Source organism: Streptomyces sp. NPDC091280 (assembly GCF_044768565.1).
Classification (GTDB): domain Bacteria; phylum Actinomycetota; class Actinomycetes; order Streptomycetales; family Streptomycetaceae; genus Streptomyces.
This window is the reverse complement of the sequence record NZ_JBIVUZ010000010.1, coordinates 401,453-426,707: the sequence shown is the minus strand read 5'-3', so window position 1 is coordinate 426,707 and position 25,255 is coordinate 401,453. Positions and strand designations below refer to the sequence as shown.

Here is a 25,255-nt window from a genome sequence, read left to right as displayed (position 1 = left end):
TGACGTACCGGTCCTCGACAGCCCGTACGGGAGAGCGATGCCCACCCTGAGCCGCACGTTCCACCTCGCCGCCGTCACCGCCGTACTGATCGCCCCGTTCGCCCTCGCCCAGAAGGCCGCCGCGCACGCCGCCTGCGCCTCGTCCGTGCCCTATGTCTCCGGGGACGGCGGCTACGACACCTACCGCATCCCCGCGGCCGTCGTCACCGCGCGGGGCACGGTCCTCGCCTTCGCCGAGGGACGGCACAACGACGCGGGCGACACCGGCAACATCGACGTCGTCCTACGGCGCTCCACCGACGGCGGCTGCACCTGGGGACCGCTGTCCGTGGTGGCCGCCGGGGACGGGGACACCCGGGGCAACCCGGCGCCCGTGGTCGACCCCCGCACCGGCGCGGTCGTACTGGTCACCTCCTACAACAGCGGGGCCGTGACCGAGGGCCGGATCATGCGCGGCGAGGTCACCCCGCAGCAGAGCCGCCGGGTGTTCGTCCAGCGCAGCTGGGACGACGGCCGCACCTTCACGCCACCGCGCGACATCACGGCGGAGGTGAAGCTCCCGACCTGGCGCTGGTACGCCACCGGGCCCGGACACGCGGTCGCGCTCACCCGGGGCCCGCACGCGGGGCGCCTGGTGATCCCCGCGAACCACTCCACCGCGCCCCCCGCCGGCTCGACCGCTACCGGACAGGAGGCCCGCTACTACGGCGGCCACGCGCTGTACAGCGACGACGGGGGCGGGACCTGGCGGCTGGGGTTCGTGGACTCCACATACACCGGGATCGACAACGCGAACGAGTCGTCGGCGGCCGAACTCCCCGACGGGCGCCTGTACTTCAGCTCCCGCGACCAGCTGGGCACGAGCGCCGGCAACCGGCTCGACACCTACTCCGGCGACGGCGGCGAGACCCTCGACCGCCCGTACGCGGTCCAGCACACCCTGGACGACGTCCCGGTGGTGGAAGGCAGCGTGCTCCAACTCCCCGGCGCGGGAGCCCCGTTGCTGTTCTCGGCCCCGTCCGTCCCCAACGTCCGCCAGTCGATGGCGATCTGGCGGAGCACGGACGGCGGCCGAGGCTTCACGAAGTCCCTGACGCTCTCCCAGCAGCGGGCGGGCTACTCGGACCTGGTGCCCGTGGACGGCGGCACGGTGGGGGTGCTGTACGAGACGGGCACGCGGAGCGCGTACGACACGATCGAGTTCAGGCGGGTGAGCGCCGGGGGACTGTAGTCACAGCAACCCGGCCGCCGCCAGGAACTTCCCCACCCGCTCCACCTCGTCGGCGGACAACTGCACCTGCGGCTCCGCCGTCGCCCCGCAGGCGATCACGCCCCGCAGCTGCAACGCCGCCTTGAACGCCCCCAGGGCCGACGAACTGCCCCCCATCCGCGCCGGGTCACCGACCCCCACCAGGCCGAACAGGGCGCACAGCCGCTCCTGTTCGGCCCGCGCCCGCTCCCAGTCCCCGGCCCGGCACAGCGCGTCGAGGCGGACGTACCCGTGCGGATCGACGTTGGCGAGCCCCGGCACCGCCCCGTCCGCGCCCATCGCCAGCGCCGCGTCGACGAAGAGTTCGGTGCCGGTCAGCACGCTGAACCCGGTGATGTCGTGACGGGCGCGGGTGCCCGTCACGACCGCGCGGAAGCCGCCCAGGTCACCGCTGGAGTCCTTGAGACCCGCCAGGACACCGTCCGCCGCGAGTTCGAGGATCAGGTCGGCGGGCAGCTTGCTGTGCACGGAGGCGGGCAGGTCGTAGGCCACGACGGGGACCGGCGAGGCGGCGGCGATCAGGCGGTAGTGGCGGGCGATCTCCGCCGGGTGCGTGCGCGTGTAGAAGGGGGCCGTCACCACCACCGCGTCGGCGCCCGCGTCCGTCACCGCCGCCACATGGTCCAGGACGCGAGGGGTCGTCATGTCGATCGCGCCCGCCAGCACCGGGAGTTGGCCGCCCACGTGCGCCACCACCGCCTCGACCGCGTACCTGCGCTGCCGGTCCGTCAGATACGCGGCCTCCGAGGTCGAGCCGAGCAGGAACAGCCCGTGCACCCCGGCCCCGACCAGATGGTCGACGAGCCCGAGCAGCGAACGGACGTCCACCTCGCGGTCCGGTGTCAGGGGCGTGCAGACGGGCGGTACGACACCGGTCAGCGGGGCGGGGAAGGTCATGAAGGCTCCATGGGGCGGCTCTGGCGAACGAGGTCGCGGGTGGTCAGGTCCTCCTCCACAGGATGGTGGCAGCGGTAGCGATGTCCCGGTGTCGACGCGGGTGAAAAGTCCGGCATGACGGACGCGCACACCTCGTCCGCCTTCCAGCAGCGGGTACGGAACGGACACCCGCTCGGCGGTCGCGTCGCCGACGGCACCGGCCCGATCAGCGGGATCGGGTCGACGGAGTGCGACAGACCCGGCGTCGCCGAGAAGAGCGCCCGGGTGTACGGGTGCCTGGCCCGGTCGGTGACCTGGCCGGCCGGGGTGTCCTCGACGATCCGGCCCAGGTACATGGTGATCACGCGGTCGCTCATCCGCCGTACCGTCTGGATGTCGTGGGACACGAACACCAGGGCCAGGCCGAGCCGTTCCTTCAGGTCCAGCAGCAGGTTCAGGATCTGGGCGCGGACCGAGACGTCCAGGGCGCTGGTCGGTTCGTCGGCCACCACCAGTTCGGGTTCCAGCGCCAACGCCCGCGCGATGGCCACCCGTTGGCGCTGACCGCCGGAGAGCTGACCCGGCAGGGCGTCCGCCAGAACACGCGGGAGACCCACCAGCGACATCAACTCCCGCACCCGGTCCTCACGTTGACGCCGGTCACCCCGGCCGTGCACATCCAGCGGGTCCCGCAGGGTCCGGTGGACCGGCAGCCGGCGGTTCAGCGCGGTCGACGGGTCCTGGAAGATCATGCCGATGCCGGTGCCCACGGCGGCCCGGCGTTCCCCGTCCGGCATCGACCACAGGTCCCGGCCCCGGAGCGACACCGTGCCGGACGTCGGCCGCTGCACCCCCACCAGCACCTTCGCCAGCGTGGACTTGCCGCAGCCGGACTCGCCGACCACACCGACCGTCTCACCGGGCGCGACGGTGAGATCGGCGCCGGTCAGCGCGTACACCCGGTCACGGGCGAACAGACCGCCGCCGCGCGCCTTGTGGACGACATGGGTGTCGGTCAGCTCCACCAGCGCGCTCATGACACCGTCTCGCTCTCCGTCGTCACCAGGTCGATCGCCGGGTGGTGGCAGGCCACCGTGTGCGTGCGCGGGCCGACCAGGTCCGGCGCGGTCGTCCGGCAGAGCTCGCTCGCCAGCGGGCACCGGTCGGCGAAGCGGCAGCCGGCCGGGAAGTCGGCGGGGGAGGGGACGACCCCCGCGATCTGGGTCATCCGCTCGGCCGCCGATTCGAGGGACAGCACGCTGCCCAGCAGGCCGCGCGTGTAGTGGTGGGCCGGTGACTCCACCAGGTCGGCGGTCACCCCCGTCTCCACGATCTGGCCGCCGTACATCACCGCCACCCGGTCGGTGACGTCGGCGATCAGCGCGAGGTCGTGCGAGACGAGGACCAGGGCGAAGCCCAACTCCTCGCGCAGCCGCAACAGCAGCTCCATGACCTGCGCCTGCACGGTGACGTCGAGGGCGGTGGTCGGTTCGTCGGCGACGATCAGCCTGGGGTCGCGGGACAACGCCATCGCGATCAGGACGCGTTGGCGCTGGCCGCCGGAGAGTTCGTGCGGGTAGCTGCGCAGGGTGCGCTCCGGGTCGAGGCCGACCATGGTCAGCAACTCGCCCGCGCCGCGGCGCCCTCCGCGCCGTATTACCTGCCCCAGCTGGGCGCGGATCGTCATCGCGGGATTCAGCGACGACAGCGCGTCCTGGTAGACCATCGCCATCTCGTGGCCCAGCAGCCTGCGCCGCACCCGCATCGGCTCGCCCACCAACTGCCGCTGGTCGAACCGGACATGGCCGCGCACCCGGGCGCCCTTCGGCTCCAGGCCCATGATCGCGAGCGCCGTCAGCGACTTGCCGCAGCCCGACTCGCCGACCAGGCCCAGCACCTCGCCCGCCCGCACCTCGAAGCTGATGCCGTCGACGATGTCCACGCCGTGATGACGGTCCTCGAAACCGATGGCCAGGTTCTCCACCGCCAGCACCGGTTGGCCGTCCGGGTCGGGCAACGGCCGTGCGCGGGACCGGAGTCGCAGCGCCGCCTCCGTCAGGCCGGGCAGCGGCAGGACCTCGCCGGTGCCGGGCCGCGGCGCGTCGAGCGGGTCGTCGTCGGCGGCCTGCCGTACGTCCACCTCGCGCGGGGCCGGGGCCGCCCAGGCGTCCGAGACTCCCTCGGACAGTATGTTCAGGGACAGCACGGTGACCAGCATCAGCAGACCGGGGAAGACCGTCGCCCACCAACCCCCGGTCAGCACCATGTTCTTGCCGTCCGCGATGACACTGCCCCACGACGGGTCCGGGGGCCGGACGCCCGCGCCGATGAACGACAGCGAGGCCTCGAAAACGATGGCCTCCGCGACCTGCACGGTGCAGAACACCAGGACGGGAGCGGCGCAGTTGACGGCCACGTGCCGGATCACGATGTGCGGGGTGCGGGCGCCGACGACCCGTTCGGCGGTCACGTAGTCCTCGCCGTACTGGTCGAGCACATTGGCCCGTACGACCCGTGCCACCGGCGGGGTGAACAGGAACGCGATGGCGCAGATCAGCACGGTGATCCCACCGCCGAACACGGCGACCAGGACGGCCGCGAGCGCGATGCCGGGGAACGCCATCACCACGTCCAGGCAGCGCATCAGCGTCTCGTCGACCCCCTTGCGGGCGGTCGCGGCGACGGCGCCGAGCAGCGCGCCGACGACGAGCGCGAGCGCGGTCGCCCCGAGCCCGATCGCCAGCGACCAACGGGCGCCGTACATCAGCCTGCTGAGGATGTCCCGGCCCAGGCTGTCCTGGCCCATCCAGTGGCCGGCGGAGGGGTGTCCGGTGCCGTCGACGGGGAGTTGCTGGTCGAGCGGGTCGTCGGGCGCGAGGAGCGGCGCGCACAGGGCCACCAGCACCACGACCGCCAGGAAGCACACCGCGACCTTCGACGCGAGCGGCAGCCGGCGCCAGCCGCGCAGCCTGACGCCCGGCAGCGACAGGGTCTCGGCGAGGCCCTTGCGGGAGAACTGGGTGAACATCAGGAGGCTTCCCTCAGGCGGGGGTTGACCAGCAGATAGAGGATGTCGATGACCAGGTTCACCACGACGAACCCGGTCGCCGTCGTGAGCACCACGCCCTGGACGACGGCCGGGTCGCCGTTCTGCACGGCGTCGATCATCAGCTTGCCCATCCCGGGGAGGGAGAAGATGGTCTCGATGACGACCGCACCGCCGAGCAGGTATCCGACCCGCAGCCCCAGCACGGTCAGCGGGTTCATCAGCGCGTTGCGGAGCACGTTGCGGCCGACCACCACCCTCGGTGGCAGTCCGCTGCCGATCGCCGTGCGGACGTAGTCCTTGTCCAGCTCCTCGACCACCGACGTCCGGACGATACGGGTGAGTTGGGCCGCGACCGGGAGGGAGAGGGCGAGCGCGGGGAGCGCCATGGTCCGGAGCCAGCCGGTGAGGGAGTCCGCCGGGTTGATGTAGCCGCCGGTCGGGAACCAGCCCCGGTCCACGGCCAGGTACTGGATCATCAGCAGCGCCAGCCAGAAGCCGGGCGCGGCGACCCCGGTGAGCGACACGACCCGGATGATCTGGTCGGGCAGCCGGTCCCGGTAGACGGCCGCCGTCACCCCGCCGAGCAGCGCCAGCACTATCGCGACCGCCAGCCCCAGGAAGGTGAGTTGGAGGGTGAGCGGCAGCGCGGTGGTGACCTGCTGGACGACCGGTGCCCGGGTCAGCGCGCTGGTGCCCAGGTCGCCGTGGAGGAGCGCGCCCACGAAATGGACGTAGCGCAGCGGCAGCGGGTCCAGCAGTCCGTTGCGTTCGCGGAAGTCGTGCAGTTGCCGCGGGGTCGGGTTGGCGCCCTGGAAGAACGCGGACGCCGGGTCGACGTCCGAGAAGCGCATCACCACGAACACGAACAGCACGATGCCGAGCAGCAGCGGCACGAGCAGGACGATACGGCGGGCCAGAATCCTGACGACGGTGACCATGGGCCAACTCCTGTACGGCTAGACCCACTTGGCCTGGAGGACGTTTATGCCGGGGTAGGGCTGCGCCCTTATGCCCGTCAGTTTCCTCGGGTCCCAGGCGGTCATCAGCTCGTTGTGGACGACCGGGTAGAGCACGGCCTGTTCGGCGACGATGTCGATGTAGTCCTGGATCATCGTCTTCTTCCTCGCCGGGTCCGGCTCCCGGGTCGCCCGGTCCATGTCCTTGAAGAGCTGCTTGGCGACGGGGTCGCCGGCCCAACGGGCGTAGCCCATCCAGAGGTTCTGCGGGCCGTAGTTGTAGTGCATGATCAGGTCGGCGTCGAGGCCGAACTGGTTGGGGTTGGAGGCGGCGGCGACCACCTGGTAGTCCTGCTTCTGGTCCATCTTGGTGAAGACCGCCGTGGTCTCCTGCGGGGAGAGGGTGGTCCGCACCCCGACCGCGTCCCAGGACGCCTTGATGGTGGGCAGGCAGTCGACGATCCAACTCACGTTCACCGACATGAGGTTGACGCTGAGCCCGCTGACCCCGGCCGCCTTCAGCAGCGCCTTCGCCCGGTCGGGGTCGTAGTCGTAGACCGTCTTGGCGCGCCGGTAGGCGGGGTTGGCCTCGTTGAGGAAGGACGAGGACGGCTTTCCGTGGCCGCGCAGGGCGAGTTGGACCATCTTGCCGGTGTCGACGGCGTAGTGCAGCGCCTGGCGGACCCGCACGTCGTCGAAGGGTTTGTGCCGGGTGTTGAACATCAGGAACAGGTTGTTCATCCCGGCCCCGCCCGCGACCGTCAGCCCGCCGCCGCGCAGCCGCTGGATGTTGGCGTAGGGGATGTTGTCGGCGATCTGCGCGCCCGCGTCGGACCCGGAGATCTTGGCGACCCGGGGAGCCGCGTCCACGATCGTCAGCCAGTTCATCGTCTTGAAGGCGGGCGGGCGCGGGCCGTTGTAGCCGGTGAACGCGGTGAAGGTGGTGTTGGACTTCGGGTGGTGCGCGGTCTGTCGGTACGGCCCCGAGCCGACCGCCTTGCCCTTGATCGCGTCGTCCCACGCACCGGGCTGCGAGAAGATGTGCCTGGGCATGATCTTCGCCAGGGTGAGCCGCGAAATCCCTTCCGGGAAGGGGTACTTGAGGACCAGCTCGACGTTCTGCGCGTCGATCTTCCGGGCCTCCTTCAGCCAGCTCACGAAGAAGCCCTGCGCGAGGGTCGTCGTCCTCGGGTCGAGGATGCGGTCGAAGACGAAGACGACGTCGTCGGCGGTGACCGGCCGCCCGTCGTGGAACGTCGCGCCCGCCCGGAGGGTGAACCTCCACGAGGTGCCGCTCGTGTCCTTCGGCAGCGCGGTCGCCAGCGCCGGGTAGGGCGCGCGGGTGATCGGATCGGTGTCGATCAGCCCCTCGTAGATGTGGTTGTTGCCGGCCATCGCGAACGCGGACGCGGTCTGCGTCGGATCCCAGCTGCCGTCGTTGCCGTAGCCGATCACCGCGGTCAGGGTGCGGTTCCTGCCGGTGCCCCCGCCGCCGGTGTCGTTCGTCGACTGCGGCCCCGACGAACAGGCCGTCAGGGACGAGGAGATCGCCGCCGCCGCGCCCAGCGCGCCGGAGTACTTCAGGAACGCCCGGCGGTGCAGCGCGGGCACGTTCCGGTTCACGTCTTCGCGCACGGTTCCTCCAGGAGGTACGACGTCCTACGTCCTGCGGTCAGCGCGACCATAAGAGCGCCCGTGGGGGCGGTCAAGGCATCACACACGAATGGCGTAGCCGCCAGAGGTCGGACCAATGACGGTTTGAAATGACGTGAGTTGACGCCCTTTCAGGCCCGGACCGGCCGGACATGGGACGTGGGACCTCCGGTGCGCGTACGATGCGGCGCATGTCCGGGGAGCCGAGAAACAGTCGGATACAGCGCGAGGTCGTCCAGCTGATCCTCGACCGCAAGCTCCAGCCCGGTGCGCCGCTGCCCACCGAGGCCGAGCTGATGGACGGCCTCGGGATCAGCAGAAACTCCGTCCGCGAGGCCCTCAAGGCGCTCCAGGCCCTCGACATCGTGGAGATCAGACACGGCTACGGCACCTACGTCGGCCGGGCCTCGCTGACCCCGCTCGTCGACGGCCTCACCTTCCGCACGCTGACCCGGCACGAGGACGACGCGGACGCGCTGGCCGAGATCCTCCAGGTGCGCGAGGTGCTGGAGGAAGGCCTGATTCATCGGGTCGCCGCCACCGTCACCGAACCCGAACTGGACCGGCTGGACACGGTCGTCGCCCGGATGGAGGAGGCGGGCCGCACCGGCCGGCCCTTCCCCGAACTCGACCGCGAGTTCCACGAGTTGCTCTACGCCTCGCTCGGCAACGAACTCGTCCCGCAGCTCCTCGGCGCCTTCTGGACGGTGTTCCACCGGGTCGCCGCCGCCCGCGGCTGGACCGACGACCCGACCCCCGGCGTCACCGTCCGCCGCCACCGCGACATCGTCACCGCGCTGCGCGCCCGCGACGTCGAGGGCGCGCGACGGGCGATGGCCGACCACTTCCGCGGCATCGAGGCCCGCGCGGCCCAGGAGTCGCGGGGGGTGAGCTAGCGGGCGGGCAGGGGCGCGGGTGTGCGGGCGGTCACGGACGCGCGCGGTTGCGGGGTGGCGCGGTCGCGGGGGCGCGCGGGGCGGGGCCGCCCCTATCCTGCCCTCGTGACCGAGACCTGGAATCCGGCCGACCCCGGTGTGCTGCGGCTGCCCTCCGGACGCCTGATCAGGGGGCGCGGTCTGCGGCATCCGCTGCCGCCCGGGGCGCCGAGACCGGCGTACGGCGTGTATCTGCTGGCGCGACCGCCGGCCGGGACCGCGTGGGACGCCGACTGGATCCGCTGGCCCGACTTCCGGCTGCCCGCCGACCCCGCCGCCCCGGCCGTACTCGCGGAACTGTGGCGACGGTCCGCCCACGAGCGCGTCGAGGTCGCCTGCCGCGGCGGGCGCGGGCGTACGGGCACGGCGCTCGCGTGCGTGGCCGTACTGGACGGGGTGCCGCCGGAGGAGGCGGTGGCCTATGTCCGCGCCCACTACGACCCGCACGCGGTGGAGACCCCCTGGCAGCGCCGCTATGTACGACGGTTCGGGGCGCCCTCAGGCCCGGCGCGCCCGGAAGCGTAGGCGACCGCTCTTCGCGGGCGAGTCGACCGCCACGTCCGTGAAACCGGCCCGCTCCAGCCGGGCCGGGAGTGTCTCCGGGTCGAGGGTGTTCATCGTGTCCCGGAAGTGCAGCAGCCGGAAGCGCAGGCTGGACCGGCTGTCGCTGCCGGCGAACGTCCCGCCGGGGCGCAGCACCCGGAACGCCTCGGCGAAGATGCGGTCCTGGTGGGTGTCCGTCGGCACGTGGTGCAGCATCGTGAAGCAGACGACCGAGTCGAACGAACCGTCCGGCAGCGGCAGTTCGGCGCCGTCCGCGTGCAGGACGTCCGCCCGGTCGCCCCATCGGGACCGCAGCAGCCGGGCGGAGTCGGCGTCGATCTCGGCCGCGGTGAGGTGGTCCACCCGCTCGACGAGGACCCGGAGGTTGGCGCCGTAGCCGGGGCCGATCTCCAGTACGTCCGCGCCGAGTTCCACATGTTCCAGCGCCCAGGGCAGGATCTGTTCCTTCGTCGTCCGAGCCCACTGCTCTGAGCTGCACATCTTTCGGTGTGCTCGATTCATCGGCATACCTCGACGGTAGGCGCGGCGGCCGGCTGTCCTCCACGGGCTAGGCTGCCGTGTCATGTCGCGAAACGGACAGGGGCCCTCCCGCCGGTACGACACGGCCATCCTCGTCGGGCAGTTCGCGATGCCGCGCGGCACCGCGTTCGCCACCCACCGCCATCCGGTCCATCAACTCCTCTGCTCCGTACAGGGGTTGCTGAGGATCCGCAGCGCGCACGGGACCTGGCTGCTGCCGCCGTCGCTGGCCCTGTGGGTCCCCGCGCAGGTCCCGCACGCGACGGCGTCCGAGGGTGACGCCGTCATGCGCGGTGTCTACGTCGACCCGGTGAGCTGCCCCCACATCGGGTGGACGGACCCCACGGTCGTCGAGGTCACCCCGCTGCTGAGGGAACTGGTCGTCCATCTCGACCGCACGGACCTGACACCGGACGCCCGCTCGCACGCCGAACTGGTGCTGCTCGACGAACTGCGTCCCGTCCCGGTGACCAGTGTGGCCGTACCCGAACCGCGCGATCCACGGGCACGGGCGGTGGCCGAGGCGCTGCGGGCCCACCCGGCGGACCCCCGGACCCTCGCCGAGCACGGCGGCCAAGTCGGCGCCGGCGCACGGACGTTGGCCCGGCTCTTCATCGCCGAGACCGGCCTAGGCTTCGGCCAGTGGCGCGAACGGCTGCGCATGCAGACCGCGCTGCCCCACCTCGCCGAGGGCCTGCCGGTGGAGTCCGTGGCCCGCCGGGTCGGCTACGCCTCGGCGAGCTCCTTCACGGCCGCGTTCCACCGGGTCGTCGGAGTCACGCCGAGACAGTACTTCCCGCGCTAGCCGAGCGCCGCCGCCACCGACTCGGCGGCCTTCGCCACCAGTTCGTCCAGGTCACAGAGGGGTGCGGCGGGTGGGCGTGGGGGCCGTGTCCGTCAACGATCTCTCCGGTGACCGACGTGGGGGCTCATCCCGGCTCACGGGGCACCAGTAGTGTTGGTCCTGGTGACAACGTTGCCCGGGTCCGGGTGACGAGCGGCCCGGGCGACGGAGGCTAAGCAGTGGCGACCAGTGCCGCGACGGCCGGTGCCGTGGTGATCGGTGCCGGTGTCTCGGGGCTCACCACGGCGGTGTGTCTCGCGGAGTCCGGAATGAAGGTCCGGGTGGACACCGACCGGCTCCCGGGCGCCACGACCTCGGCCGCGGCCGGCGCGATGTGGGACCCGTATCTGGCCGAGCCCGGCGACCTGGTGGAGCGCTGGAGCCGGGAGACGCTGGTGGAGCTGACCGCGCTGAGCACGGTCGCGGAGACCGGGATCCGGCTGCTGGAGGGGACCCAGGAATCCCGCGTGCCCCGCGAACTGCCGGTCTGGAGCGGGCTGGTGGGCGCGCGCGGCTGCCTGCCGGACGAACTGCGGCCCGGATTCGTGACCGGGTGGCGCTACCGCGCGCCGCTCGTCGACATGCCCCGCTACCTCGACTACCTGGTCCGACGGCTGGAGCGGGCCGGCGGATCCCTGCGCAGGCACCGCTACGACACGCTCGACGAGGCCCTGACCCAGGCACCGGTCGTCGTCAACTGCTCGGGCGCCGAAGCCCGGTTCCTGGCCGACGACACCTCGGTCGAGGCGGTGCGCGGCCGGCTCGTCGTGGTGGAGAACCCCGGGATCCGGACCTTCTTCTGCGACGACACCCCGGCGGCCGAGGACCTCACCTACATCTATCCGCACGCCGACGTCGTGGTGCTGGGCGGGACGGCGGAGCGGGGCGTCTGGGAGCTGCGGCCGGACGAGGACGCGGCCCGGGAGATCGTCCGCCGCTGCGCCGCCGTGGAACCGTCGATCGCCGGCGCCCGGGTGATCGGGCACCGGGTGGGACTGCGGCCGGCCCGGAACCGGATCCGGCTCGCGGACGAGTGGCGCGGCGACACGCTGCTGCTGCACAACTACGGCCACGGCGGCGCCGGAGTCACCCTGTCCTGGGGCTGCGCCCGGGAGATCACGGAACGCGTCGAGGCGGCCCGGCCGTCCCCCGGGTGACCCGCGCTCCGTCGGCTACCCCCTGATCTGCCACTGCCTGCGCTCCTCGATGTCGGCCTCCGCTCCTCTGCGGAAGAGATACAGCCAGGTCCGGGCCGAGAGCGTGACGATGAGGACCATGGTCCACGGCCAGCTGGTCGTCTTCGCCGTCACCAGCGCCGCCCCGGCCGTCGGCGAGAGCGCCGTCAGCACGGTCAGGGTGACTTCGGTACGGCTGCGCTGGAACCGCTGCGCGATGGAGAACTCGGAGCGTTCGTACCAGGCGATCGCCGCGCTGAAGACGACGGCCAGGATCATGGTCGTCCAGGGATCGCCGCTGGCCTGCGCGTAGGTGACGGGAAGCGAGATGAGGAAGGGGAAGACTCCGCCGTACTCGGAGAGCACGTTGCCCCACTTCATGATCTTGCCGAAGGAGTTCGACCGGATCCGGGCGAGTTCGCCTGAGGCGCTCGCGTAGATGATCAGGGAGAGCACGGTGCTGAACGTGGCCCCGATGAGCAGCAGCCGTACGTCGTCCGGGAAGCGGGTCGAGGAGAAGGCGAAACCCAGCAGGAAGGTGATGGCGGCGAGTATCGAACCCGAGAAGGCGATACCGGCCGCGGCCTCCCCGGACTGGAGGGTCGCGGGGTCGTCCTGCTCGAACCGGGCTGTCTCGAAGGCCGGTTCACCGCCCAGTGTCACCAGCCCCGTGATCGCGTGGTCGGCGGGCGCGAGGGACTCCACGAGCTGCGCCCGAGCGGTGACGGGCACCAGATGCCGGGCGTCCGGATCTATGTACTCCACGCGGGACCTGAACTGGTAGTGGATCTGGAGGGCGCCGTCGGCGGCGTCGGTGCGGATGACCCGGGTGCCCTTGAAGTCGGCGGCCAACAGGAGCCGGGTCACGGCCAGTTGATCCGTCCGCGCCAGGGCGGATATCAGCGGCGGCCCGTCCGACTTCCGGGGGATGTCCCGCACCAGGTCGGTCAGGAGCTGTTTGGCCATGCCCTGTCCGCGCATGCCGGCACGGACCGCGATCACGACGATCCGCACATGCTCCGACGAAGGCATCTCCGCGACGACGCACCCCGCCAACTCGCCCTGGAATTCCAGGACTCGGACCAGCCCACGCGCGACGGCCTCGGTGAGCAGCGCCGACGACGGAACGAGCGCCGCCTCGCACGCGTCGGTCAGCAGTGGGCCCAACTCGGTCAGGTCGGCGGTGGACGCCGTCCGGGTGGGCCATCCAGGCATGTCCATCCGTTTCGTTCAGCTAGGTGCCGGTCGTCCCCTGGTCACCAGTCGCTGAATCCTACAGATCAACTACCTGCCGTAGAGGCATCGTTGGGACGCGACGAACCCCGTGTCCGACGGTGGAAGACCGGTCACACGTCCCGCCGGTCCACCGCGAACACCGTGACCAGCGCGGCAACCGCCCACCACACCCCGAACACCGCCCACGCACCCCCGACGGTTGTGGGATACCGCGCCGCCAGCAGATACGGGACATGCCCGTAGTCGACCTGGACGAGTCGCTCCCAGGCATGGAACGGCAGCGCGTTGCGGACGCACGCCGTCCAGTGGTAGCGGTCGGTGACGAAGGTGGGGAGGAGGAGCAGGAGGCCGGTCGAGAGGACCATCGTCGTGGCGCCGTGCCGGATCAGCGCGCCCATCGCCATGCCGGCCAGCGCGCACACCGGGGCGAGCAGCGCCGACGCGACGACCACCCGCAGGGCGCCGGGGTGGCTGATCGACAGGCCCACGTGCCGCCCGGCGAGGATCGCCTGGGTCGCCGCGAAGGAGACGGACGCGACGACCGCGCCGTACACCGTCATGACCGCGGTCACCACCGCCGCCTTCGCCGACACCAGGGCCCGCCGGTCCGGCACGGCCGCGAAGGTCGTGCGGATCAGCCCCGTCGAGTACTCGCCGACGACCGTGACCGCGCCGACGCTCGCCGCCGTCAGGATCAGGATCATCGCGGCACCGTCGGTGAAGGCGTCGAACAGCGCGTTGTTCGCGAAGTGGGCGCGCATCATCGTGTTGTAGTGCGGATAGTCGACGTAGTCGGCGCGGGCCGCGTTGGCGTTGAAGGCGATCACGACGAGGGCGCTGACCCCCAGCGCCCAGTAAGTGGAGCGCAGGGAACGGAGTTTGAGCCACTCGGCGGCCAGCAGGTCGGCGAAGCGCGGGGCGGGCACGGGCGACGCGGTGGTCATGGTCGTCATCGGGGGTCTCCGGCCGGGTAGTCGACGCTGTCGGCGGTCAGTTCCATGAAGGCGGCCTCCAGCGAGGCGTGCTCCGTCGTCAACTCCCGCAGCAGGAAGTGGTGTTCGTGCGCGAGCACTCCGACACGGGCGGCGTCGACCCCGGTGATCCTCAGCGTCTCCTCGTCGTACGGCGTCACCACCGCACCCTCCGAGGCGAGTACGGCGGCCAGCGCGCCCGCGTCCGGCGTCCGTACCGTCACCGACTTCGCCGTCCCCCGTGCGGCGAAGTCGGTGAGGCTCTCGGCGGCGATCAGTTCGCCCCGGCCGATGACGATCAGCTCGTCGGCCGTGTTCTCCATCTCGGACATCAGATGGCTGGAGACGAAGACGGTACGACCCTGCGCCGCCAGCTTCCGGAACAGTCCCCTGACCCACAACACCCCTTCGGGATCGAGGCCGTTGAGCGGCTCGTCGAAGAGGAGCACCGGCGGGTCGCCGAGCAGGGCGGTCGCGATGCCGAGCCGCTGCTTCATCCCGAGCGAGTACCCGCCCACGCGGCGCCGGGCCGCCGCCCCGGTGAGCCCGACCTCGGTGAGCACCTCCTCCACCCGTCCCGCGGCGATCCGGTTGCTCCGGGCCAGCGCCCGCAGATGAGCCCGCGCGGACCGCCCACCGTGCACATCGCCCGCGTCGAGCAGCGCACCGACGTGACGCAGCCCGCGTGGATGCCGGCGGAAGTCGTGCCCGCTGATGACGGCGGTGCCGGTGGTCGGTGCGACAAGTCCCAGCAGCATCCGCAGAGTTGTCGTCTTGCCCGCACCGTTCGGGCCGAGGAAACCGGTGACGTGCCCCGGCCGGACCGTGAAGGAGAGTGCGCGTACGGCGGTGGTGGGGCCGTACCGCTTGGTGAGTTCGTCGGCTTCGATCACGCCACCACGGTCGCGCGGGCGGCCGGTCCCCGGCATCGGCCCGGCGGTGACAGTCCCACGGCCCCGATGTCGACCTCGGTCGTACGTCTCCGGGCCGATGACCGCACCCGCGCGGCGACCCTACGATCGCGGTATGCCCGCCACACCGACCCGGCCCCTGCTCAAGCGCGTGCCGCCGGTTGCCTGGACGGTCGTGCCCTGGCTCTACGGCACGCTGCTGGCGATCCGGGCCTTCCTCCACCTCCCCCTCATGCCGACCGACCCCTTCCCGCCCACGCCCGACGGCTGGGTGCTCATCGGGGCGGGCAGTGTCCTCGCCCCGGCAGGCTGCGCGCTGCTGCGCCGCCGTCCGCTGCCGGGGCTCGGGCTGCTGGTGGCGGGGACGTACACCGTGACGCTGGGCCTGAACGGGCTGACCGTGGGCCTGATCCACTACGGGGCGATCGACATCGCCGTGGGCTGGATCGCCGCGTCCGCCGGCCGCCGCCGCAGCCTCACCGCCCTCGCCCTCGCGGTCGCCGTGCTGCCCGGCTACGAATTCACCCGCACCGGCCTCGGCCGCCCGCTGCTCTTCACCTACAGCGCGGGCCGGGGCGACTGGCAGAGCTGGTCGGTGCTCGCGCTCACCGCCGTCGTCGCCTGGCTGATCGGCAACTCGGTCCGGCAGAGCCGCGCCTACTCCGAGCGGCTCGCCGCCCAGGCCGCGACCCAGGCCGTCACCGCGGAACGCCTGCGCATCGCCCGGGAGATGCACGACACCGTCGCCCACAGCATCGGCATCATCGCCCTCCAGGCGGGCGCGGCGGCCCGGGTCACGACAACCCAGCCGGAGGCCGCGCGGGAGGCCATGCGAGCGGTGGAGCACGAGGGCCGGGAGACCCTGGCCGGGCTGCGCCGCATGCTGGTCGCGCTGAGGGCGGCCGACAGCGGGGTGCCGGTCGTGGCCGCCGGTCTCGGCGACATCGACCGGCTCGCCGCGACGACCACGGCGGCCGGGGTGCGGGTCGAGGTGCGGCGGCACGGCGAACCGCGCCAACTCCCGCCCGACATAGACCTGTCGGCGTTCCGCATCGTCCAGGAGTCGGTGACCAACGTCGTACGGCACGCGGGCAGCCGTGCCTGCCGGGTCACCCTCGACTACCGCGAGGGCGAACTCGCCCTGGAGGTCACGGACGACGGCCGCGGCCACGGGACCGCCGTCGACACCGGCTTCGGGCTGGCGGGCATGCGGGAGCGAGTGGCCCTGCTGCACGGCGAGTTCACCGCGGCCCCGCGTCCCGAGGGCGGCTTCCGGGTCGCCGCCCGGCTCCCGGTGCCCGCGGCGGCGGCCCGATGAGCGGCCCGGTCCGGGTCCTCCTCGCCGACGACCAGCAGCTCATCCGGACGGCACTGCGCATGGTGATGGCCGACATCGACGACGTGGAGGTGGTCGGGGAGGCGGCCGACGGCGCGGAGGCGGTACGGCTGACGGCCGAACTCGCCCCCGACGTCGTCGTGATGGACATCCGCATGCCCGGGACGGACGGAATCGAGGCCACCCGCCGGATCATGACCGACTCGCCCGCGGCCCGGGTCGTCGTCCTCACGACCTTCGACGACGACGATCACGTCTACGGCGCGCTGCGCGCCGGCGCGTCCGGGTTCCTGGTCAAGGACATGGCCCTGGACGACATCATCGGCGCGGTGCGGGTGGTGGCTGCCGGGGACGCCCTGATCGCCCCGAGCGTGACCCGGCGCCTGATCCACGACTTCGCGTCGTCCCGCCCCGAACAGGCCCGGCCGGCAAGGGTGTTGAAGGGCATCACGGAGCGTGAACGCGAAGTGCTGACGCTGGTCGGCTCGGGGCTGTCCAACACGGAGATCGCGGCCGAGCTGTGCATCAGCGTGGCCACGGCGAAGACGTACCTGACCCGCCTCTTCACCAAGCTGGACGCGAGGGACCGTGTCCAGCTGGTGATCCTCGCCTATGAGGCGGGGCTGGTCTCGGTCGGATAGGCGCCGGGCCGGTGGACGTGTCGTCGCGCTCCCACCCCGCCTCCGTCGCCCTCCCACCCCGCCCGCCGTGAACCGTTGGCCAAGGCCAACCGGCCAACCCCCTTGCCCTGTACCGCACTTGTAGTCGACAGACTCCCGCCGAGTGTAGGCGGAGCGAGGCACCCCGGAGAGGAGAAGCGTGAAACCCGAAAGGGGAGGGGAGCCAGGTGTGGGCACACTGCTCGGAGGCGAGGGACACCTTGACGGAATTGCGGATTCGGGTGCGAGGAGAGTGATGGAGCCGCCGATGACACCGCCTGTCGGATCGGTCGCCGTGGACACCCGGACCGGGAGAGTGGGCATCGTCATGGGGCACGAGGGGCCCTACGTCCAGCTGCGGCCCTACGGCGGCGGACGGGAGTGGGACGTCGAACCGGGCTCCGTGCGGGACGCGACCCCGGCCGAGCGGCTGAGCGCGGCGACCGCCTACGCGAACGCCCGCAGCCGGGGCGAGGTGTCCTGAGTCCGACGGCGCCGGACGTCGTGGGGGCGCGGAGCCGTAGGGGACAATGGGCCCCATGAGTCTGTTCCGCGACGACGGCATCGTGCTGCGCACCCAGAAGCTGGGTGAGGCGGACCGGATCATCACGCTGCTCACCCGCGGCCACGGGCGGGTGCGCGCGGTGGCGCGCGGGGTGCGGCGGACCAAGTCGAAGTTCGGGGCCAGGCTGGAGCCCTTCTCGCACGTGGACGTGCAGTTCTTCGCGCGGGGGAGCGAACTCGTCGGCCGCGGGCTGCCGTTGTGCACACAGAGTGAGACGATCGCTCCGTACGGTGGCGGGATCGTCGCCGACTACGCCCGGTACACCGCCGGTACGGCCATGCTGGAGACCGCCGAGCGGTTCACCGACCACGAGGGCGAGCCCGCCGTACAGCAGTATCTGCTGCTGGTGGGCGGGTTGCGGACGCTGGCAGGCGGGGAGCACGCGCCGCATCTGATTCTCGACGCGTTTCTGCTGCGGTCGCTCGCCGTCAACGGGTACGCCCCGAGCTTCGGGGACTGTGCGAAGTGCGGGATGGCGGGACCCAACCGGTTCTTCTCCGTGGCGTCCGGCGGGGTCGTCTGCGCGGACTGCCGGGTGGCCGGGAGCGTCGTACCCTCGCCCCAGGCCCTCGAACTGCTCGGCGCGCTGCTCACGGGCGACTGGGCGACGGCGGACGCGTGCGAGGCACGCCATGTGCGGGAGGGCAGCGGGCTGGTGTCCGCCTATCTGCACTGGCATCTGGAACGCGGGCTGCGCTCACTGCGGTACGTGGAGAAATAGCGCGGTGGAGAAGCCGTAGTAGAGAAGTCGTAGCAGCGAGTCGTCGTAGAGAAGTCGTCGTAGAGAAGAAGCTGAAGAGGAGACGAGAAGCACATGGCTGTTCGCGGGATCCTGGGGCGCCAGCGGCGCGAGTACAGGGCGCCGGAGCCGCACCCCTCGGGGGCCCGTGCGCCGAAGCTGCCCGGTGAGCTGATCCCGAAGCACGTGGCGATCGTCATGGACGGGAACGGGCGATGGGCCAAGGAGCGCGGGCTGCCGCGCACCGAGGGCCACAAGGTCGGCGCCGAGCGGGTGTTGGACGTGCTCCAGGGCGGCGTCGAGATGGGCGTCGGGGCGATCTCGCTGTACGCCTTCTCCACCGAGAACTGGAAGCGCTCGCCCGACGAGGTGCGCTTCCTGATGAACTTCAACCGCGACTTCATCCGCAAGACCCGCGACACCCTCGACGAACTCGGCATCCGGGTGCGGTGGGTGGGCCGGATGCCCAAGCTGTGGCGGTCGGTCGCCAAGGAGCTCCAGGTCGCCCAGGAGCAGACCAAGAACAACGACGCGCTCACGCTGTACTTCTGCATGAACTACGGCGGGCGGGCCGAAATCGCCGACGCGGCAAGGGCGTTGGCCGAGGACGTGAAGGCGGGTCGGCTCGACCCGGCCAAGGTCGACGAGAAGACCTTCGCCAAGTACATGTACTACCCGGACATGCCCGAGGTCGACCTGTTCCTGCGGCCCAGCGGGGAGCAGCGGACCTCCAACTACCTGATCTGGCAGAGCGCCTACGCCGAGATGGTCTTCCAGGACGTGCTGTGGCCGGACTTCGACCGCCGTGACCTGTGGCGGGCCTGCGTCGAGTTCGCCCAGCGGGACCGGCGGTTCGGCGGGGCCGTACCGAACGAGAAGCTGCTCGCGATGGAGGCGGAGATGCGGGGGCGGCCCGAGGAGGGCTAGGAACTGCGGCTACCATCCCGCCTCATGGACCTGGGGCGGGATGACGTGACCGATGTGACAGGGCGAGTGGTCGAGCTGGTGTACCGGCCGACCGCCGAGGACTTCCTGGCGGCGCTGAGAGCGCGCAAGCGGGTCAGCCGGTCCGCGCGAAGATTGCGGTGGATGGTCGGCGCCGTGTTCGTCCTCGGTGCCCTGGTGGTCGCGACCTCGTTGCAGAGGGGTGAGTCGCCGCCGGTCCCGATGCTTGTCACCATCGTCCTCGCCGCGTTTCTCCTGGTGTTCCAACCCCGGCTCGTGGCCCGCCAGTTCCAGCGTCTCGCGGAGCGCCGGGGCGAGTTCCGGGTGACCGTGACGGACACCGGGGTGTCGGTGGTCACCGACGACGCGTCGAACTCGCTGAACTGGTCCGTGCAGCCCCGCTACCGGGAGACCGCGGACGGCTTCTACATGTTCAGCCCCGAGAAGAACGCCTGTAGCTTCACCTCGCTGCCCAAGCGCGCCGTCCAGGACCCCGCCGACGTGGACCGGCTGCGGGCGATCCTCGACGCCCACCTGGCCCGGATCTAGACGGTCCTAGCCGGCCGCCGCCGCGCACTCCGCGCAGGTGCCGAAGATCTCCACCGTGTGCGCCACGTTCACATAGCCGTGTTCCGCCGCGATGGCCTCCGCCCACTTCTCCACGGCCGGGCCCTCGACCTCGACCGCCTTGCCGCAGACGCGGCAGACGAGGTGGTGGTGGTGATCGCCGGTGGAGCAGCGGCGGTAGACGGACTCGCCGTCGTCGGTGCGCAGGACGTCGACCTCGCCGGCGTCGGCGAGGGACTGGAGGGTGCGGTAGACCGTCGTCAGGCCGACGGAGTCGCCCTTGTGCTTGAGCATGTCGTGCAGTTCCTGGGCGCTGCGGAACTCGTCGACCTCGTTGAGCGCCGCCGACACGGCGGCACGCTGGCGGGTGGATCGTCCCTTCACGGGCGGGCCGGCCGTCGTCACCGTTGCCTCCTCACGTCTGCACTTTGCCGGGCCATTGTGCCAGCCCGGACTGTGCTTGGTCAGACGCCGACCTCGTCGGCGGCCTCCCGGGTGGCCGGAATCACGCACTCCACCGGGTCTCCGGCGGGCCGCGCGGCGGCTGCCGCCCGGGCCCGGCGGCGGGCGAGCGGGGCCGCGAGGGCGGTGAGCGCGATGAACGCGCCGATGGTCAGGAGCACGATCGTCGCGCCGGGCGGGACGTTCTGGTAGTACGAGGTGACCGTGCCGCCGATGGTCACGCTCACACCGATCGCCACCGCGATGACGAAGGTCGCGGTGAAGCTCCGGCTCAGCTGCTGGGCGGCGGCCACCGGGACCACCATCAGCGCCGACACCAGCAGCAGCCCCACGACCCGCATCGCCACGGTCACCGTGACGGCCGCCGTGACCGCCGTCAGCAGGTTCAGCGCGCGCACCGGCAGCCCGGTGACCCGCGCGAACTCCTCGTCCTGGCTCACCGCGAACAGCTGCCTGCGCAGCCCCAGCGTGACCACCACCACGAAGGCGGCGAGCAGACAGATCGCGGTCACGTCGGACCGCGAGACCGTCGAGAGCGATCCGAAGAGGTACGACGTGAGGTTCGCGTTGGAGCCCGTGGGCGCGAGGTTGATGAACATCACGCCGCCGGCCATACCGCCGTAGAACAGCATCGCGAGGGCGATGTCGCCGCGGGTCTTGCCGTACCAGCGGATCAGTTCCATGAGGATCGCGCCGAGGACGGAGACGCCGGTCGCCATCCAGACCGGGGAGGTGTTCAGGAGGAAGCCGAGGCCCACGCCGGTCATGGCGACGTGGCCGATGCCGTCGCCCATGAGGGCCTGGCGGCGCATGACGAGGTAGATGCCGACGGCGGGGGCGGTGACGCCGACCAGGACGGCGGCGAGCAGGGCCCGCTGCATGAAGGCGTAGTTCAGGAAGTCCATCAGCTCAGCAGTCCCGAGTGGAGCGGCTCGTGCGGGTGTACGTGGTCGTGGCCGGGCAGGGCGTGCTGGCCGAGGGCGCGCGGCGGGGGGCCGTCGTGCTGGACGCAGCCGTCGCGCAGCACGACCGCCCGGTCGATCAGCGGCTCCAGCGGGCCGAGTTCGTGCAGCACGAGCAACACCGTGGTGCCCTGGGCGACTTGGCGGGCCAGCGTGTCCGCCAGCACCTGCTGGCTGGCCAGGTCGACGCCCGCCATCGGCTCGTCCATGATCAGCAGTTCGGGTTCGGCGGCGAGCGCGCGGGCGATCAGCACCCGCTGGTGCTGGCCGCCGGACAGCGCGTTCACCGAGTCCTTGGCGCGGTCCGCCATGCCGACCAGTTCCAGGGCGTGCCGTACGGCCTCGTGGTCGGCCCTGCGCAGCAGGCCGAAGCGGGTGCGGGAGAGGCGGCCGGAGGTGACGATCTCGGTGACCGTGGCGGGCACCCCGCCCGCGGCCGTGGTGCGCTGCGGTACGTAGCCGACGCGCCGCCAGTCCCGGAAGCGCGCGCGGTCGGTGCCGAAGAGCCTGATCCCGCCCTCGCTGAGCGGGACTTGACCGATGATCGCGCGGATCGCGGTCGACTTGCCGGAGCCGTTGGCGCCGAGCAGCGCGACGACCTCACCGCGGTGCACGGTGAGGTCGATGCCGCGCAGGACGGGGCGCGAGCCCAGCTCGGCGCGGACTCCGCGCAGCGATATGACGGGCTCGGGCGATGCGCCCATGTCGTCCTCCGTATCGGTCACTTGGCGCCCAACGCGGCCTGTAGCGCCTTGAGGTTGGCCCGCTGGACCGAGAAGTAGTCCGTGCCGCGGGACTTCTTGGTGATGCCCTCGATCGGGTCGAGGACGTCGGTCTTCAGGCTCGCGTCGGCGGCGATGGTCTTCGCGGTCTTGTCGCTGACGAGCGTCTCGTAGAACACGGTGGTGACGCCGTCGGCCTTCGCCATCTTCTCAAGGTCCTTCACGCGCTCGGCACTGGGTTCCGACTCGGGGTCGAGGCCGTTGATGGCCTCCTCGGTGAGGCCGTAGCGCTCGGCGAGGTAGCCGAAGGCGGCGTGGGTGGTGATGAACACCTTGGTCCTGGTGTTCGCGAGGCCGGTCCTGAACTCCGTGTTGAGCGCGTCCAGTTTCTCGACCAGGGCCGCGGTGTTGGCCTTGTAGTCGGCCGCGTTCTTCGGGTCGGCCTTCTCGAAGCTCTTGCCGACGCCCTGGGCGACCTGGGCGTAGCGCACCGGGTCGAGCCAGATGTGCGGGTCGAGGCCGGCCAGTTCCTCGTTCTCCGAGGTGTCGTGGGAGGCCGCGTGGCCGCCGACCTCGTTGCCGTGCTTCTCCAGCGTGGTCAGGGAGGCCGCGTCGATCTTCGTCTTGAGGTCGGACTGGCCGACGGCCTCGTCGACGGCGGGCTGGAGGTTCTTGAGGTAGAGCACCGCGTCGGACTCCTGGAGCGCGACGATCTGCTGCGCGCTGATCTCCAGGTCGTGCGGCTCCTGGCCGGGCTTGGTGAGGCTGGTGACGTGGACGTGACTCCCGCCTATCTGCTCGGCGAGGTACTGGAGCGGGTAGAACGACGCGACGACGTCGAACTTGTCCGTGTTGGCGGCTGCCGCGCTGTCGGAGCAGGCGGAGAGGGTCCCGAGACCGAGGGCGGTGGCGGCGGCTGTCGCGAGCACGGATATGTGGCGTCGTCGTACGTTCATGACAGTCATTTTCAACTGAGATGGAAACCGTTGTCAACAAACTGGGACCGGGGAACCGATTTGATATGGGGGCGGGCAGCGCCGGTAACCTAAGTCATTCGCCGCCGTCCATTCGTCATGAAGAGAGCATCGTGGCCGCCGACAAGATCGACACCATCGTCAGCCTGAGCAAGCGCCGTGGCTTCGTATTCCCGTGCAGTGAGATCTACGGTGGCCAGAAGGCCGCCTGGGACTACGGACCCCTGGGTGTCGAGCTCAAGGAGAACCTGAAGCGCCAGTGGTGGCGCTACATGGTGACGTCGCGCGAGGACGTGGTCGGTATCGACTCGTCCGTGATCCTGGCCCCCGAGGTGTGGGTCGCCTCCGGCCATGTCGCCACTTTCTCGGACCCGCTGACCGAATGCACCGCGTGCCACAAGCGGTTCCGCGCGGACCACCTGGAGGAGGCGTACGAGGCCAAGCACGGCCGCCTCCCCGAGCATGGCCTCGCCGACATCAATTGCCCCAACTGCGGCAACAAGGGCCAGTTCACCGAGCCCAAGCAGTTCTCCGGCTTGCTCTCCACCCACCTCGGTCCGACGCAGGACACCGGTTCCATCGCCTACCTGCGCCCCGAGACCGCCCAGGGCATCTTCACCAACTTCGCCCAGGTGCAGACCACTTCGCGCAAGAAGCCGCCGTTCGGCATCGCGCAGATGGGCAAGTCCTTCCGCAACGAGATCACGCCCGGCAACTTCATCTTCCGCACCCGCGAGTTCGAGCAGATGGAGATGGAGTTCTTCGTCAAGCCGGGCGAGGACGAGAAGTGGCAGGAGTACTGGATGCAGGAGCGCTGGAACTGGTACACCGGCCTGGGCCTGCGCGAGGAGAACATGCGGTGGTACGACCACCCCAAGGAGAAGCTCTCCCACTACTCCAAGCGCACCGCCGACATCGAGTACCGCTTCCAGTTCGGCGGCAACGAGTGGGGTGAGCTGGAGGGCGTCGCCAACCGCACCGACTACGACCTCACCGCGCACTCCAAGGCCTCCGGCCAGGACCTCGTCTTCTTCGACCAGGAGGCCCAGGAGCGCTGGACGCCGTACGTCATCGAGCCGGCCGCCGGTGTCGGCCGCGCGATGCTGGCGTTCCTGCTCGACGCCTACGTCGAGGACGAAGCGCCCAACGCCAAGGGCAAGTTGGAGAAGCGCACGGTGCTGCGGCTGGACCACCGCCTGGCCCCGGTGAAGGTCGCGGTGCTCCCGCTCTCCCGCAACCCCGAGCTGTCCCCGAAGGCCAAGGGCCTCGCTGCCGCCCTCCGGCAGAACTGGAACATCGAGTTCGACGACGCCGGCGCCATCGGCCGCCGCTACCGCCGCCAGGACGAGATCGGCACGCCGTACTGCGTGACGGTCGACTTCGACACCCTTGAGGACAACGCGGTGACGGTCCGCGAGCGCGACTCGATGAAGCAGGAGCGCGTGTCGCTGGACCAGATCGAGGGCTACCTGGCCGGGCGCCTCGTCGGCGCGTAGGTCCTCCGTAGTGCCGTAGTGCCGTAACCGACGCCGGACGGGCCGAAACGCCCGTCCGGCGTCGGTGATTGGTCCCCGATGCGGGCGGCTCATTGGACCTGCCGCGAGGTCCACCGCGCCGCCAGGCTGGCTCCCATGAGCCTCGCCTTCCTCCTCACCACCCTCGTGGTGGTCGCCACCCCCGGTACCGGCGTCGTCTACACGCTGGCCGCCGGTCTCTCCCGCGGGCGTCGCGCGGGCGTCCTCGCGGCCTTCGCCTGCACGCTCGGGATCGTGCCGCACGCGCTCGCCACGGTCGTCGGGCTGGCCGCGCTGCTGAACGCCAGTGCCGCCGCCTTCCAGATCCTCAAGTACGCCGGTGTCGCCTATCTCCTCCACATGGCGTGGACGACGGCGAAGGACACGTCGGTGCTCGACGTCGACCGGGACGGCGCGCCCCTGTCCGCGCGCCGCGTGATCGTCCGGGGCGTCCTGATCAACATCCTCAACCCGAAGCTGACGATCTTCTTCTTCGCCTTCCTGCCCCAGTTCGTGAGCCCCGGCCGATCCCACTCCGCCGTGAGGATGTCGGCGCTCAGCGGGGTCTTCATGCTGGTGACCTTCGTCGTGTTCGCCGCGTACGGTGCCCTCGCCGCCTCCGTCCGCGGCCACGTCACCTCCCGGCCGAGGGTGATGACATGGCTGCGGCGGAGCTTCGCGGGGTCGTTCGTGGCGCTGGGGGCCAAGCTCGCCCTCACGGCCAGATGAGTCTCAACGGCCTTGCGGGGACTTCGCGTTGCCGTCGAACGTCCAGTGCTTCGAGCCGTCGCGGTCGGCCGTGGCCTGACAAGTATGGAATGACAGATATTGAAATCTGTCATCTGTCGTGC

The 25,255-nt window shown here is 71.0% G+C and carries 26 protein-coding genes; 13 read left to right on the top strand and 13 right to left on the bottom strand.

Going from position 1 to position 25,255, the window contains the following annotated elements; all coding sequences use genetic code 11:
• Window positions 1-37 precede the first annotated feature (37 nt).
• Window positions 38-1,231 carry an exo-alpha-sialidase gene (locus ACIQPR_RS30390; protein ID WP_403654724.1) on the top strand — a complete coding sequence of 398 codons (1,194 nt, stop codon included), beginning with the start codon at window positions 38-40 and terminating at the stop codon, window positions 1,229-1,231.
• Here ACIQPR_RS30390 and ACIQPR_RS30385 read toward each other — a convergent pair whose 3' ends face one another.
• Genes ACIQPR_RS30385 through ACIQPR_RS30365 form a run of 5 tightly spaced genes read right to left on the bottom strand, consistent with a single transcriptional unit; the run spans window position 1,232 to window position 7,786 of the window.
• Window positions 1,232-2,167: a dihydrodipicolinate synthase family protein gene (locus ACIQPR_RS30385; RefSeq protein ID WP_403654722.1), complete on the bottom strand. Its 936-nt coding sequence runs from the start codon at window positions 2,165-2,167 to the stop codon at window positions 1,232-1,234.
• Window positions 2,164-3,183: an oligopeptide/dipeptide ABC transporter ATP-binding protein gene (locus tag ACIQPR_RS30380; RefSeq protein ID WP_403654720.1), complete on the bottom strand. Its 1,020-nt coding sequence runs from the start codon at window positions 3,181-3,183 to the stop codon at window positions 2,164-2,166. The genes ACIQPR_RS30385 and ACIQPR_RS30380 overlap by 4 nt, the downstream gene beginning before the upstream one ends.
• Window positions 3,180-5,174, bottom strand: a complete 1,995-nt coding sequence (locus ACIQPR_RS30375; RefSeq protein WP_403654718.1) for a dipeptide/oligopeptide/nickel ABC transporter permease/ATP-binding protein — start codon at window positions 5,172-5,174, stop codon at window positions 3,180-3,182. The genes ACIQPR_RS30380 and ACIQPR_RS30375 overlap by 4 nt, the downstream gene beginning before the upstream one ends.
• On the bottom strand, window positions 5,174-6,133 hold the full coding sequence (locus tag ACIQPR_RS30370; RefSeq protein WP_403654716.1) for an ABC transporter permease: 960 nt from the start codon (window positions 6,131-6,133) through the stop codon (window positions 5,174-5,176). The genes ACIQPR_RS30375 and ACIQPR_RS30370 overlap by 1 nt, the downstream gene beginning before the upstream one ends.
• A gap of 18 nt (window positions 6,134-6,151) precedes the next feature.
• Window positions 6,152-7,786, bottom strand: coding sequence for an ABC transporter substrate-binding protein (locus ACIQPR_RS30365; RefSeq protein WP_403654714.1), 1,635 nt, complete (start codon window positions 7,784-7,786; stop codon window positions 6,152-6,154).
• A gap of 200 nt (window positions 7,787-7,986) precedes the next feature.
• Here ACIQPR_RS30365 and ACIQPR_RS30360 point away from each other — a divergent pair, with 200 nt between their 5' ends.
• Window positions 7,987-8,700, top strand: a complete 714-nt coding sequence (locus ACIQPR_RS30360) for a FadR/GntR family transcriptional regulator (RefSeq protein ID WP_403654848.1) — start codon at window positions 7,987-7,989, stop codon at window positions 8,698-8,700.
• A gap of 105 nt (window positions 8,701-8,805) precedes the next feature.
• Window positions 8,806-9,264, top strand: a complete 459-nt coding sequence (locus tag ACIQPR_RS30355; protein ID WP_403654712.1) for a protein-tyrosine phosphatase family protein — start codon at window positions 8,806-8,808, stop codon at window positions 9,262-9,264.
• Here ACIQPR_RS30355 and ACIQPR_RS30350 read toward each other — a convergent pair.
• Window positions 9,238-9,783, bottom strand: coding sequence for a class I SAM-dependent methyltransferase (locus tag ACIQPR_RS30350; RefSeq protein WP_403654710.1), 546 nt, complete (start codon window positions 9,781-9,783; stop codon window positions 9,238-9,240). The two genes, ACIQPR_RS30355 and ACIQPR_RS30350, sit on opposite strands and share 27 nt — an antisense overlap.
• A gap of 82 nt (window positions 9,784-9,865) precedes the next feature.
• Here ACIQPR_RS30350 and ACIQPR_RS30345 point away from each other — a divergent pair, with 82 nt between their 5' ends.
• Both ACIQPR_RS30345 and ACIQPR_RS30340 read left to right on the top strand, forming a co-directional pair.
• Window positions 9,866-10,627 carry a helix-turn-helix domain-containing protein gene (locus ACIQPR_RS30345; RefSeq protein WP_403654708.1) on the top strand — a complete coding sequence of 254 codons (762 nt, stop codon included), beginning with the start codon at window positions 9,866-9,868 and terminating at the stop codon, window positions 10,625-10,627.
• 218 nt (window positions 10,628-10,845) lie between these two features.
• Window positions 10,846-11,823, top strand: a complete 978-nt coding sequence (locus ACIQPR_RS30340) for an FAD-dependent oxidoreductase (protein ID WP_403654706.1) — start codon at window positions 10,846-10,848, stop codon at window positions 11,821-11,823.
• Between the two features lie 15 nt (window positions 11,824-11,838).
• On the opposite strand, the gene ACIQPR_RS30335 is transcribed toward ACIQPR_RS30340, so the two are convergent.
• From ACIQPR_RS30335 to ACIQPR_RS30325, 3 genes are all read right to left on the bottom strand, one after another.
• On the bottom strand, window positions 11,839-13,056 hold the full coding sequence (locus tag ACIQPR_RS30335) for a GNAT family N-acetyltransferase (RefSeq protein WP_403654704.1): 1,218 nt from the start codon (window positions 13,054-13,056) through the stop codon (window positions 11,839-11,841).
• A gap of 131 nt (window positions 13,057-13,187) precedes the next feature.
• Window positions 13,188-14,030 (bottom strand): ABC transporter permease, encoded by an 843-nt coding sequence (locus ACIQPR_RS30330; RefSeq protein ID WP_403654702.1) that lies wholly within the window; start codon window positions 14,028-14,030, stop codon window positions 13,188-13,190.
• Window positions 14,027-14,941: an ABC transporter ATP-binding protein gene (locus tag ACIQPR_RS30325; RefSeq protein ID WP_403654700.1), complete on the bottom strand. Its 915-nt coding sequence runs from the start codon at window positions 14,939-14,941 to the stop codon at window positions 14,027-14,029. Before ACIQPR_RS30325 ends, ACIQPR_RS30330 begins: the two co-directional genes overlap by 4 nt.
• A 133-nt stretch (window positions 14,942-15,074) precedes the next feature.
• Here ACIQPR_RS30325 and ACIQPR_RS30320 point away from each other — a divergent pair, with 133 nt between their 5' ends.
• From ACIQPR_RS30320 to ACIQPR_RS30295, 6 genes are all read left to right on the top strand, one after another.
• Complete coding sequence (locus ACIQPR_RS30320; protein ID WP_403654698.1) at window positions 15,075-16,277, top strand: sensor histidine kinase; 1,203 nt, start codon at window positions 15,075-15,077, stop codon at window positions 16,275-16,277.
• Complete coding sequence (locus tag ACIQPR_RS30315; RefSeq protein WP_403654696.1) at window positions 16,274-16,936, top strand: response regulator; 663 nt, start codon at window positions 16,274-16,276, stop codon at window positions 16,934-16,936. The genes ACIQPR_RS30320 and ACIQPR_RS30315 overlap by 4 nt, the downstream gene beginning before the upstream one ends.
• A 286-nt stretch (window positions 16,937-17,222) precedes the next feature.
• Window positions 17,223-17,438, top strand: a complete 216-nt coding sequence (locus ACIQPR_RS30310; RefSeq protein WP_403654695.1) for a hypothetical protein — start codon at window positions 17,223-17,225, stop codon at window positions 17,436-17,438.
• A 55-nt stretch (window positions 17,439-17,493) separates the two neighbouring features.
• Complete coding sequence (recO, locus tag ACIQPR_RS30305) at window positions 17,494-18,240, top strand: DNA repair protein RecO (RefSeq protein ID WP_403654693.1); 747 nt, start codon at window positions 17,494-17,496, stop codon at window positions 18,238-18,240.
• A 93-nt stretch (window positions 18,241-18,333) separates the two neighbouring features.
• On the top strand, window positions 18,334-19,185 hold the full coding sequence (locus tag ACIQPR_RS30300; protein ID WP_403654691.1) for an isoprenyl transferase: 852 nt from the start codon (window positions 18,334-18,336) through the stop codon (window positions 19,183-19,185).
• 24 nt (window positions 19,186-19,209) lie between these two features.
• On the top strand, window positions 19,210-19,752 hold the full coding sequence (locus ACIQPR_RS30295; RefSeq protein WP_403654689.1) for a YcxB family protein: 543 nt from the start codon (window positions 19,210-19,212) through the stop codon (window positions 19,750-19,752).
• A 6-nt stretch (window positions 19,753-19,758) separates the two neighbouring features.
• Here the strand turns inward: ACIQPR_RS30295 and ACIQPR_RS30290 are convergent, their stop codons facing one another.
• The 4 genes from ACIQPR_RS30290 to ACIQPR_RS30275 are packed head-to-tail and all read right to left on the bottom strand — an operon-like array spanning window position 19,759 to window position 22,872.
• On the bottom strand, window positions 19,759-20,175 hold the full coding sequence (locus ACIQPR_RS30290; RefSeq protein WP_403654687.1) for a Fur family transcriptional regulator: 417 nt from the start codon (window positions 20,173-20,175) through the stop codon (window positions 19,759-19,761).
• A 59-nt stretch (window positions 20,176-20,234) separates the two neighbouring features.
• Window positions 20,235-21,137, bottom strand: coding sequence for a metal ABC transporter permease (locus ACIQPR_RS30285; protein WP_403654685.1), 903 nt, complete (start codon window positions 21,135-21,137; stop codon window positions 20,235-20,237).
• Window positions 21,137-21,898, bottom strand: a complete 762-nt coding sequence (locus ACIQPR_RS30280; protein ID WP_403654683.1) for a metal ABC transporter ATP-binding protein — start codon at window positions 21,896-21,898, stop codon at window positions 21,137-21,139. Before ACIQPR_RS30280 ends, ACIQPR_RS30285 begins: the two co-directional genes overlap by 1 nt.
• A gap of 17 nt (window positions 21,899-21,915) precedes the next feature.
• Window positions 21,916-22,872 (bottom strand): metal ABC transporter substrate-binding protein, encoded by a 957-nt coding sequence (locus ACIQPR_RS30275; protein WP_403654681.1) that lies wholly within the window; start codon window positions 22,870-22,872, stop codon window positions 21,916-21,918.
• A 131-nt stretch (window positions 22,873-23,003) separates the two neighbouring features.
• Between ACIQPR_RS30275 and ACIQPR_RS30270 the strand changes: the two genes are divergently transcribed.
• Complete coding sequence (locus ACIQPR_RS30270) at window positions 23,004-24,386, top strand: glycine--tRNA ligase (RefSeq protein ID WP_403654679.1); 1,383 nt, start codon at window positions 23,004-23,006, stop codon at window positions 24,384-24,386.
• Window positions 24,387-24,521: 135 nt separating this feature from the next.
• The gene (locus ACIQPR_RS30265) at window positions 24,522-25,133 is read left to right on the top strand and encodes a LysE family translocator (RefSeq protein WP_403654677.1); all 612 of its coding nucleotides are present in this window, start codon (window positions 24,522-24,524) and stop codon (window positions 25,131-25,133) included.
• The last annotated feature ends 122 nt before the right edge of the window (window positions 25,134-25,255 follow it).